Here is a 10,805-nt window from a genome sequence, read left to right on the forward strand (position 1 = left end):
GCGAGGCCCGCTCCCTGCGCAAAAGGTGGCAAATCCATGTCGCGCGCGGTTTCCAAGGCCAGCCGGATGATGGCGTCCGAGCGCTCACCATCGCGCGGCAGGGCCAGCGTCTTCGCATCCGCCGCCAGCCGCCGCGCCACGGCGCCCGTGACGGCCGGGCAGGCCATCGAGGTGCCGTCCATCACACCAAAACGGTCGTGGGGGATGCACGAGATCACGCCCACACCCGGCCCGGCCACGTCGATCTCGGGGCCGGTGTTGGAAAAATCGGCGATGAAGCTGTGCTCCTTGCCCATCGGCGGCTGCACCGTCTGGGCCTGCATCGCGCCCGTTGGCCACAGGCCCTGGAAGCCAAGCGCCGAAACCGACAGGGACAGCGGGTGGCGCGCTGGCCAGGCCACGGCGCCGCCGTCGTTGCCGGCTGCGATCACACACACCACGCCCTTGGCGCGCGCGGCCTTGATGGCCTCGCTGGTGGTCTGGTCGCTGGGGCCGCCGCCCAGGCTCAGGTTGAGCAGGTCGCAGCCGTCGGCCACCGCGCGGTCGATCGCCTTGGCGATGGCAAAGCTCGACGCCCCTTGCGCGTTTTTGCCAAACACCCGGTAGGCCCGCAGGCTGACACCCGGCGCCACACCGAGAAAGCCGCCGCACTGGCCGGCGATGATGCCGGCCACGTGGGTGCCGTGGATGTCGGCATCAGACCAGTCGGTCGGGTCTTCGCCGGTCACGGCGTTCATGCCGCCACTCACCGCCAGCCCGGTGTGCGGGCCGATGCCGGTGTCGATCACACCCACCGTCACACCCGCGCCATCGGTCAAGGCCCGCTTGGGGTAGGCCTTGGTGCGCGAATCGGTGAAGCCGAGGTTGATCTCCGGCAGCGCGATCACCCCCTCGTGCAGCGGCCAGTCTTTCAGCAGCACCGGCCAGGCGCTGTGTGACGGGTAGACATAGACCCTCTGCAGCACACGCACCGAGCGCGGCAGTTCCAGCTCGACCTCGCCACGCGCGTTGGTGCTGCCTTGTGCGCCCTTGCCTGCCTCGTAGTCGCTGAAGGCGATCACCTCCACCCCGCGCAGCGGCTTGCCACTGCCTTGCAGCACCACCTTGACGCGCGGCTGCGCCAGCGTGGCCCGTGCCGAAAAAGCCTGCAGCCCGGTGAGGATGCGCGGCCGCGGCGCCCGCATCGAGGGGTAATACACCTCGGGCACCACACGCAGGCCGGGCTGCTCGCGCTTGAGCTGCATCACCGCCACGTTGGACATCGACACCAGCTTCGCGCCGTTCGACTGAATCGAGTCCAGCACCTTGAAGTGCGCTGAATGGGGAGCCAGAGTCGCCACGCGCCGCGCCCCCGGCGCGCCCATGGTGGTGAGAAAGGTTTCGGTGGCGCTGGAGTTGTTGGGCTCGTCGGCGGTGAAGCCGCTGGTGGGCAGCAAGACAAAACGGGAGATCGCGCTCATGGTGTCCTTCAAACAGTCATTCGCTGGGGGCGTCGTCGAAGCTCAGGCCTTCGGCGGCCAGCCACTCCGAAGCCGCCCGAAACGCCGCCGCCGAGGCGGGCACACCGGCATACGGCGACACGTGCAGCAGCACCTCGCGCAGCTCGACCAGTGTGGCGCCATTGTTGACGGCACCGCGCAGGTGGCCCTTCAGCTCGTGGGTGTGGCCGAGCGCGGCCAGCATGGCGACCGTGCACAGGCTGCGCTGCTTGAGCGCCAGCCCTTCGCGCAGCCAGGTCGAGCCCCAGGCGTGCTCGTTCGTGTGCTCTTGCAGCGGTTGGGTGAAGGCGTTGGCGCCCGCCAGGGCGCGGTCGACGAAGCTGTCTCCCATCACCTGGCGGCGGCGCTGCTCGCCAGGGCTCGGAGGGGTGGCCGGGGGTGGCAGGGTCGTGCTCATGCGGGGCTCCTGGGGCTGGGTCAGGGCCGCATTGTCACCACGCGCGGGCAGTTCCCAGAAACGCGTTGTGTCAGCTGTCTTCAATGCCCGTGGTGTTCCAAGGGGCCTTCCTGATGTGCACCGCCAGCGGCAGGCATAGCATGGCTGGCAAGGAGGCCGCCATGACACGCTTCGCCGTTTTGCTGATCAGCCTGATGCTCGCCGCCTGCGCGAGCCCGCCACCCACCGCACCCACCGTCGCGCTGCTGCACGACGCGCTGTTTGCGCCGCCCGCCCAGGCGCCGTTGAGCGCGGCCGAGATCTTTGCGGTGAGCGAGCCGATGAAGCGCTATGCCGACCACGACATCGCCGCCCAGCTGCGCAACCGCGGCCCGCAAAAGGGCCTGCTCGATGCGCTCTACAGCAAGCGCCAGCTCAAGCTGGAGTACGACGCCGAACGCACCCGCACCGCCTCGGAAGCCTTCGAGGTGCGCGCCGGCAACTGCCTGTCGCTGGTGATCATGACGGCGGCATTCGCCAAGCACCTGGGCATGCAGGTCAGCTACCAAAGCGTCTACACCGACGAGACATGGACCCGCAACCAAGACACCTACTTTGCCAGCGGCCACGTCAACGTCACGCTGGGCCGGCGCTGGATCGACTCTGGCGCGCGTGGCACCCAACCCAGCTGGACGATCGACTTCCTGCCACCCGAAGACCGGCGTGGCCAGCGCTCGCGCGAGGTGAGCGAATCCACCATCGTGGCGATGTTCATGAACAACCGCGCCGCCGAATCGCTGGCCGCCGGCGAGTTGAACGAGGCCTATGCATGGGCGCGCGCGGCGGTGCTGCACGAGCCCGGTTTCCTGAGTGGCTACAACACGCTGGCCGTCATCTACCTGCGGCGTGGCCTTGCGGCCGAGGCCGAACGTGCGCTCGCCCATGTGTTGCAACAAGACCCGCTGAGCACCATCGCCATGTCGAACATGGTGCGTGTGCAGACCGCGCTCGGCCGGCCCGAGGTGGCTCGCGAGCTGACGGCCCGGCTGACACGCCTCGACCCCGAGCCGCCCTTCCACTTCTTCGACCTCGGCCAGGCCGCCATGCGCAAGGGCGACTACGACAGCGCACAACGATGGTTTGCCAAGGAGGTGTCGCGCGCGCCGTACCACCATGAATTTCATTTCTGGCTGGCGATGGCCAACTACCAGCTCGGCGACATCGCCAGCGCACGCCAGCAGCTCGACCTCGCGCTCAGCACCAGCACGACACGGCGCAACCAGCAGCTCTACGCGGCCAAGCTCGACCACCTGAAACACCTGGGTCTGCAATGAACCTGCTCTCGCCTTTTTCCAAGCTCACCCGACAGCTAATGAGCGCCGCCGCGCTGGCGCTGGCCGTGTTCGCCACGCCCACAGCGGCGCAAACACCTTACGCCGGCCCGCTGTTCGACGCCCACCTGCACTACAACGACGAAGCCAGCGCGCGTTACCCCGTCGCCGACGTACTGGGCCGGATGCAGCGCAGCGGGGTGCGCGCCATCGTCGCCAACAGCCGGCCGAACGACGGCACCAAGGCGCTCGCCGCGGCGCGCGAGGCCACACGCCGCGCGGGTGTCACTGTGGTGCCTTTCGTGCGGCTCTACCGCAACCGTGCCGACTACAGCGGCTGGCATGCCGACCCGAGCATCGTCGAGATGGTGCTGCGCGAGCTGGCCGCAGGCACCGAGGCCGGCCCCTACCGCGGGCTCGGCGAGTTCCACCTCTACGACAGCGCCAACGCCGACGGCCCCACCGCCAAACGCCTGATGCAGCTCGCCGAAGAGCGCAGCCTGGCCGTGCTCGCGCACGTCGATGACGTGGCCATCACCCAGCTCTTGGCCCACGCCCCCAAAGCCAAACTGATCTGGGCCCACAGCGGCATCGGCGACGTGCCGATCGAGCGCGTGCGTGCGCTGCTGCAACGCCACCCCACGCTGATGGGCGAGCTCTCCTACCGCCCCGGACTCACCGTCGCCGACGACCGCCTGAGCCCGGCCTGGCGGGCCTTGTTGATCGAGATGCCCGAGCGCTTTCTGGTCGGCTCCGACACCTGGGTCAATGGCCGCTGGGACGACTACGAGGCCTTGATGCAGCAGGCGCGGCGCTGGCTCGGCGACTTGCCGCCCGCCGTGGCGCGGCGTGTGGGCTGGGAAAACGGCGCCGCCCTGTTCGGCCTGGCTGCGCCCTGACTCACACGCTCAGCTCGCGTCGTACTTGACGCTGCAGCCATACGGCGTGGCCGTGGGCGTGCTCACCGGCTTGCCGGCCATCGACTCGGTCAGCGCTGCCTTGACGAAGTTGTTGGCGGTCTTCACGTCGGCAGGGTTGCTGGTGCGCTTGTCGTCGATGCCACCGGCGTACACCAGCTTGCCGGCCGGGTCGATCACGTACATGTGCGGTGTGGTCTTGGCGGCGTACGCGCGGCCGACCTTGCCCGACTCGTCCATCAATACCGCAGTCGGTGCGGCGCCCCAGTCCTTCACCAGCTTCGTGTTCAACGCGGCGGGCTCCAGGTAGTCACCTGCGCTCTTGGCGGTGGAGTTGACGCTCAGCCACACCACGTCTTTCGCGGTGTAGGCCTTTTGCAGGCCCTGCATGTTTTGCGAGCCGTAGTGTTTGACGACAAACGGGCAACCGGGGTTGACCCACTCGAGCACCACATGCTTGCCCTTGAAATCGGCCAGCTTGACGGTCTTCCCGGTGGTGTCTTTCAGCTCGAAGCTGGGCGCAGGCTGGCCGATGGTGACGGCCATGGCGGGGCTCGCAAGCAGCGGCAAGGCGACCGCAGCGGCGGCCAGGGTGAGCATGAAGGGGCGACGAGTCATGATGAACTCCTGTGGGGTGGGATGGTGGGAGGGGCTACAGGCTGGCCAGTGCTTCGCGCACCAGTCCGGCGGTGAGAACTTCAGGCAGCAGCAAGGGCGATTGGCCCGGCCGCATCAACACATACACCGGCACGCCGTTGCGGCCGAGCCGGGCGAGCGCGGCGGTGATCTCGGCGTCACGCAGCGTCCAGTCGGCACGCATCAGCGTGACCTTGGCGGCACTGAAATCGGCTTGCGTGGCCGCCGTGTTCAACACCAGCCGCTTGTTGACCTGGCAGCTCACGCACCAGGCCGCGGTGAAGTCGACGAACACCGGCTTGCCCTGGTCGACGAGGGCTTGCGCAGCGGCGGCGTTGTAGGGCTGCCAGACGGTGGATTCGGCCTGAGACGGCGCGGCTTCGGCGGGTGACATCGCTGCCGGCCAGCTCCAGGCGAGCAACACCGCGGCGGCCAGCGTCAACCCACCCACCACGGCACGGCGGCGCAACACCGAACCCAGCCAGATCGCGAACCCGAGGCCGACCAAGGCCAGCAAAGCTTTGGCCGCCCCGTCGATGCCGGCCTGCAAACCCAGCACCCAGATCAGCCACACCACCGTGGCAAACATCGGGAAGGCCAGGCCTTGTTTCAAGCGCAGCATCCAGGCGCCCGGGCGCGGCAGGCGCTCGCGCCAACCCGGCGCCAACGCGAGCACTGCATAGGGCAAGGCCATGCCCACACCGAGCGCGGCAAACACCCCCAGTGCCTGCGGTGCCGACTGCGTGATCGCAAAGCCCAGCGCCGCGCCCATGAACGGCGCGGTGCACGGGCTGGCCGCCACCACCGCCAGCACGCCGGTGGCAAACGCATCGGCCGACGGGTTCTGCGCACGCCAGCCCGCCAGGCCCTGCGGCAACAGGTTGCCAAACTCGAACGCGCCCATCAGGTTGAGCCCGATCGCAAAGAACAGGAGCGCCAGCACGAACACCACACCGGGCTCCTGCAACTGGAAGCCCCAGCCCACCGCGCTGCCAGCAGCACGCAACGCGAGCAACACGGCGGCCAGCGCCACGAAGCTCAACACCACACCCGCGCTGTAAGCCAGCACATGGGTGCGCAAGCCACGTCTGTCATTGCCCCGCTGCGCCAGCCCGATCAGCTTGATCGACAACACCGGGAACACACACGGCATCAGGTTGAGCACCATGCCGCCGACCAGCGCCAGCAACACCGCCGCCCAGAGTCCGAGCGCCGCGCTGCCACCGGCGAGTTGCGCGGGTGCGGGGTTGTCAATGCGCTGCGCGCCAGCGGGCAAGGCGATCGCCGCCACCGCGCTCACTGGCGCCGCGAACTCCACATTCACAGCACCCCAGGGGCTGGGTGAGCCGCTGCCTTGCACAACCGCGATGCCGTCGAACACCGCAGGCAGCTTGGCGTTGTCTTGCAGGCGCATGCGAAGCGCATAGCCGCTGGGCGTGCGGTAGAGCTCGTGGCGCGCCGGCTCGATCAACTGCTCGGCATACGGGAACACGTGCACCACGGGCGCTGCGTCATTGGGGCCGGCGGCGGCTTCACGGTTGAGGCTGAGCAGCAGCTCCGGGCCAGCGTGTTGCAGGCTCGCGCGCCAGCCTTGCAAGGGCTGCGCTTGTTGCAGCGCCGTTTTGGCGAACAGACTTGCATGCTCGGTCGGCGAGGGTGTCGCGCCGGCAGCGGCCACCGGCAGCGCCAGGTTCAGCGTGGCGTTTTCCGGGATGCACACATCGCGGCACACCAGCCAGGTGGCGGCCGCCTGCAAGCGCAGCATGCTGCCCGGCTGCGCATTGGCCGGCGCGGTGAAGCGCAGCGGCAGCAGCACCTCGCCTTCATAGCCGTAGTTGACCAGGGGCCCGAGCGGCAGCCGCTGGGGGGCCGGCCACTGGATGGCGCTGGTGGTGCTGCCGTCGGGCAGCGTCCAGGCCAGCGTGGTGGGCAGACCCGAGTCACCCGGGTTGCGCCAGTAGGTGTGCCAATGCGGAATGTGCTGCAGGCGCAGCCCGATCTGCACTGCCTGGCCCGGCTGCACGGCACTGGCTTGCGACACCAATTCGGCGGTGACGTGCTCGGTTTTCACCGGCTGGGCCCAGGCGGTGCTGGCCAGGCAGCAGCCCAGTGCCAGCGCCTGCAACCACCTCAACACCACCCGCTTTGTCCACTGCATTGAAAGCCACTCCGAGAACACGGCGTGCGATTCTGAACCGGCGCGCAAGTTCCAGTGCTTCGCAGGGCCAAGGCCTGATACCGTGCCCGATCCATCCGCAGATCCGCCTAACAAGGAATCCGATGCGCCACCTCGTGCTCCCCCTCGTGCTCGCTGCCGCCGGCGCGGCACACGCCGAAACCATCGGCTCGGTCGACACCGTCTTCAAGTTCATCGGCCCCGACCACAAGATCGTGATCGACGCCTACGACGACCCGCAGGTCAACGGTGTCACCTGCTACGTGTCGCGTGCCAAGACCGGCGGCATCAAAGGCGCCCTCGGCGTGGCCGAAGACAAGTCGGAGGCCTCGATCGCCTGTCGCCAGGTCGGGCCGATTTCCATTCCGAAGCCGATCCCCGAACAAGACGAAATCTTCAACGAGCGCATCAGCCTCATTTTCAAGAAGCTGCGCATCGTGCGAATGGTCGACGCCAAACGCAACACGCTGGTCTACCTGACCTACTCCGACCGCGTGATCGAAGGCTCGCCGCAGAACTCGGTCACCGCCGTGCCGGTGGAGCGCAGCATGGTGATCCCGGTCAAGAAATAGTCGGCCTCAGGCGGGTTTGTTGCCAAAGGCCGCGAAGAACGCCTCGACGAAGCGCGCCGAGCCGGTCAAGGTCAGCGTGACCGCGTGCCACTCGCCGGCTTCCACGTTGACCTGCAGGTCGTGGTCCCAGTCCGTGCCTTCATCGGCCGGGCCATGGCTGTGGGGGAACTGCTGCCAGGCCCAGTCGAGCACCTGCTGCACCTCGGCCATCACCAGCGCATGCTGCTCGGCCGAGGTGGAGGCCAGCGCTTCGAGGGTGGTGACGCCGTCGTTGTTGTCGCTGAGGTCGAAGCTCAGGAAGTGCATCACCCCGCGCCGACCTGCGACTCGAACAGGTAGGCGGCCAGTGCCTGCTCCACGATCGGCACCGACAGCCGGGCCGCTGCAGGCAGCGTCACGCTGATCCGCATGCCCTTGCGCCCGCCCTCTTGCGCCTGCACCTGCACGTCGGCCAGGCCGAGCTCGCGCTGGATGACCTGCGCCACCAGGCGCCGCGCAGCGTCACAGCGCAGCTGGGGCTTGTAGATCTTGCCCACCGACGTGAGCGGGATCGCATCGACGATGTGGATGTGCCTGGGCCACGCGGGGCGCTCGCCGATCAGGCGTTGCGCGTGTTCCTGAAGTTCGTCTTCGGTCACGCTGGCACCTGGCTTCAGCGCCACGTAGCACACCGGCAACTCGCCGGCATACGCGTCGGGCATGCCCACCGCCGCCGCCAGCGCGACAGCGGGGTGCGCGGCCATGGCGTTCTCGATCATCAGCGGGTCGATGTTGTGGCCGCTGCGAATGATCAGGTCCTTGGCCCGGCCCGCGATGCAGACGCGGCCCTGCTCGTCGGTGTAGCCCAGGTCACCGCTGTTGAGCACACCGTCTTCGAAGATGCCGGCGTTGTGTTCCGGGTTGCGATAGCCCGGCGACACATGCGCACCGCGCACGGTGATGACGCCGATCTCGTGTGGCTCGCAGGCCGCGCCGAGGCGGCCGTTGGCCTCCAGGCGACGCACCTCCACCTGGGTGTAGGGCAAGGCCCAACCCACCGAGCCGACCCCGCCTTCGCCGGCCACGGGGTCGATGGCGATCAGCCCCGAAGCCTCTGTCATGCCATAGACCTCGAACAGGCCGCGGCCGGTGACCTGCCTGAAACGCTCACCGACCGCAGGCGGCAACGAGGCCGCACCGCAGAAGCCGGCGCGCACCGCACTCAGGTCGGCACCGTCCAGCGGCACCTGCAGCACCGCGCCGACCGAGGTGGGCACGGCGCCCACCAGCGTGGCCCCGTACTTGGCCGACAGCCGCCAGAAGCCTTGCACCATGGCCGGGTTGCGCAGCCCGCCGGGCGACATGATCAGCAGGCCACCACCGGCCATGAACATGCTCAGCGCGCAAAAGATCGTGCCGCCCACATGGAACAACGGCAGCGTGGCGGTGAGCGTGTCGGTGGGCCGCATGTCGCCCAGCACCACGCCACCGAGGGCGGCCACGAGCTGGCCGCGGTGGGTGTGTGTCACCAGCTTGGGTGTGCCGGTGGTGCCGCCAGTGTGAAAGTAGGCCGCCACGTCCTTGTCTCGGCCGGGCTCGCCAAAACGCAGGTGGTCGACGGGCTGGGCCATCAGCGCGGCGTGAAAGTCGAGCACACCTTCTTCGAGCGGCGTGCCGGGCGCGGCGATGCGCAGCAGCTTGAGCCCCGGCATCTGCTCGCGCAGCGCGAGCGCTTTCTGCCAGATGTCGAGCACCGGGTGCGGTCCCAGCGCGACCAGGATGCGTGCGCCCGAGGCCTTCAGCAAGCCGGCGATGTGCTCCGGTTGCAGGAGGAAGTTGATCGGCACCGCATAACCCGCAGTCTCGGCGCCCCACAAGGTCACGTGGGTCTCGACCAGGCTCGGCAGCATGTAAGCCACCCCGGGGCGGCGGCCACCGAGCGTGGCAAACAGGTTGGCTGCGCGCCGCACCAGGCCGAGCAACTCGCTGTAGCTCACGCGGCGGGGGCGCTCGTCGTCGGCGCCCGTGGCCAGCATGGTGAGCGCGGTGCGGTCGGGCTGGCGGGCAGCGGCGTGGATGAACACGTCAAGCACGCTGCGCTCGGGCAGCCGCTGCTCAAGCGTCATCTCGGCCTCGAAACGAACCAGGTCTTCGCGGCTGCGAATGCTGGCGTTTGTCAGGTGGGCCATGGCTTCTTTCTCCAGACGCTGAAGTGCCATCAACGGTAGCCGTTTGCCCACGAACCGTGAACGGATGCGAACCCGGATCGAGCCCGCAGTCATGGGGGTGGGTCACTCGGTGGCGCTTGACATGCAAGCAAATACTTGCCTATTATTCGCCACCCCGCAACCACACCCCCCAAGGAGAAGTCATGGTCGATATCCTGCACAGAGTCGGAATCAAGGCCCCGCTCACCGAGGTCTACAAGGCCTTGGCCACCCGCGAGGGCGTGGCCGGCTGGTGGACACACAAAACACGCGGAGACAGCCAGGTTGGCGCCACACTCAGCTTCAGCTTCAGTGCGGGCGGCACCGAAATCGGCGCGATGGACATGAAGGTGCTGGCGTTGCAGCCCAACGAGCGGGTGCTGTGGCAAACGGTCGATGGCCCCGCCGAATGGATCGGCACCCAGATCAGCTTCGAGCTGAAGCAAGATGGCGAGTTCGTGATCGTTCTCTTCAAACACCAGGGCTGGGCCGAGCCGGTGGAATTCATGCACCACTGCAGCACCAAGTGGGCGATCTTCCTGATGAGCTTGAAGTCGCTGCTGGAAACCGGGAAAGGTGCTCCCAACCCGCACGACACCAAGATCGACAACTGGAACTGATTGGAAATCGACAAAGTATTCAAGGCGCTGGCCGACCCGACCCGCAGGCGCCTGCTGGACTCGCTGCACGCCCAAAGCGGCCAGACGCTGAGCGCGCTGTGCGAGCACATGGCCATGTCACGCCAGGCCGTGACGCAGCATTTGCAGCTGCTCGAAGAAGCCAACCTGGTGGCCATCGTCTGGCAAGGCCGCGAAAAGCTGCACTACCTGAACGCCGTGCCGCTGCACGAGATCTACGCGCGCTGGATCGAGAAGTTCGAGCAGCCGCGCCTCGGTGCTCTGCACCAACTCAAGAAACGATTGGAAGGTGATGAGGATGAAAAAGCCTGACTACGTGTACGTGACCTACATCGCCACCACGCCGCAGAAAGTGTGGCAGGCGCTGGTCGACACCGAGCTCATGGGCCAGTACTGGGTGGGCCCCAAATCCGACTGCGTGCGGGTCAACGTGTCGGATTGGAAACCCGGCTCGCGCTGGGAGCACCAGCGCCT

At 67.7% G+C, this 10,805-nt stretch carries 11 protein-coding genes; 5 read left to right on the forward strand and 6 right to left on the reverse strand.

Annotated features, from left to right (window positions below; translation table 11 throughout):
- Positions 1-1,460: S8 family serine peptidase (locus tag RMO40_RS21960; RefSeq protein WP_309725730.1), on the reverse strand; the 1,460-nt coding region annotated here is incomplete at its 3' end.
- 16 nt (positions 1,461-1,476) lie between these two features.
- Positions 1,477-1,896: a carboxymuconolactone decarboxylase family protein gene (locus RMO40_RS21965; protein WP_309725731.1), complete on the reverse strand. Its 420-nt coding sequence runs from the start codon at positions 1,894-1,896 to the stop codon at positions 1,477-1,479.
- 161 nt (positions 1,897-2,057) lie between these two features.
- Between RMO40_RS21965 and RMO40_RS21970 the strand changes: the two genes are divergently transcribed.
- Both RMO40_RS21970 and RMO40_RS21975 read left to right on the forward strand, forming a co-directional pair.
- Entirely contained in the window at positions 2,058-3,209 is a 1,152-nt protein-coding gene (locus tag RMO40_RS21970; RefSeq protein ID WP_309725732.1) for a tetratricopeptide repeat protein, read from the forward strand.
- Between the two features lie 38 nt (positions 3,210-3,247).
- Entirely contained in the window at positions 3,248-4,105 is an 858-nt protein-coding gene (locus tag RMO40_RS21975; protein WP_309725739.1) for an amidohydrolase family protein, read from the forward strand.
- A 9-nt stretch (positions 4,106-4,114) separates the two neighbouring features.
- Here the strand turns inward: RMO40_RS21975 and RMO40_RS21980 are convergent, their stop codons facing one another.
- On the reverse strand, positions 4,115-4,741 hold the full coding sequence (locus RMO40_RS21980) for a redoxin domain-containing protein (protein WP_309725733.1): 627 nt from the start codon (positions 4,739-4,741) through the stop codon (positions 4,115-4,117).
- Positions 4,742-4,775: 34 nt separating this feature from the next.
- Positions 4,776-6,917: a protein-disulfide reductase DsbD domain-containing protein gene (locus tag RMO40_RS21985; protein WP_309725734.1), complete on the reverse strand. Its 2,142-nt coding sequence runs from the start codon at positions 6,915-6,917 to the stop codon at positions 4,776-4,778.
- A 122-nt stretch (positions 6,918-7,039) separates the two neighbouring features.
- Between RMO40_RS21985 and RMO40_RS21990 the strand changes: the two genes are divergently transcribed.
- Positions 7,040-7,507 (forward strand): CreA family protein, encoded by a 468-nt coding sequence (locus RMO40_RS21990; protein ID WP_309725735.1) that lies wholly within the window; start codon positions 7,040-7,042, stop codon positions 7,505-7,507.
- Positions 7,508-7,513: 6 nt separating this feature from the next.
- Here RMO40_RS21990 and RMO40_RS21995 read toward each other — a convergent pair whose 3' ends face one another.
- Positions 7,514-7,813 carry a hypothetical protein gene (locus RMO40_RS21995; protein ID WP_309725736.1) on the reverse strand — a complete coding sequence of 100 codons (300 nt, stop codon included), beginning with the start codon at positions 7,811-7,813 and terminating at the stop codon, positions 7,514-7,516.
- Complete coding sequence (locus RMO40_RS22000; protein WP_309725737.1) at positions 7,813-9,675, reverse strand: AMP-binding protein; 1,863 nt, start codon at positions 9,673-9,675, stop codon at positions 7,813-7,815. The genes RMO40_RS21995 and RMO40_RS22000 overlap by 1 nt, the downstream gene beginning before the upstream one ends.
- A 182-nt stretch (positions 9,676-9,857) precedes the next feature.
- Here RMO40_RS22000 and RMO40_RS22005 point away from each other — a divergent pair, with 182 nt between their 5' ends.
- Together RMO40_RS22005 and RMO40_RS22010 are read left to right on the forward strand one after the other, a co-directional pair.
- Positions 9,858-10,313 (forward strand): SRPBCC domain-containing protein, encoded by a 456-nt coding sequence (locus tag RMO40_RS22005; protein ID WP_309725738.1) that lies wholly within the window; start codon positions 9,858-9,860, stop codon positions 10,311-10,313.
- 6 nt (positions 10,314-10,319) lie between these two features.
- The gene (locus RMO40_RS22010; protein ID WP_309725740.1) at positions 10,320-10,643 is read left to right on the forward strand and encodes a metalloregulator ArsR/SmtB family transcription factor; all 324 of its coding nucleotides are present in this window, start codon (positions 10,320-10,322) and stop codon (positions 10,641-10,643) included.
- Positions 10,644-10,805: the final 162 nt, after the last annotated feature.

Origin of the sequence: Rhizobacter sp., from assembly GCF_031412075.1 — a bacterium.
GTDB lineage: Bacteria > Pseudomonadota > Gammaproteobacteria > Burkholderiales > Burkholderiaceae_C > Rhizobacter.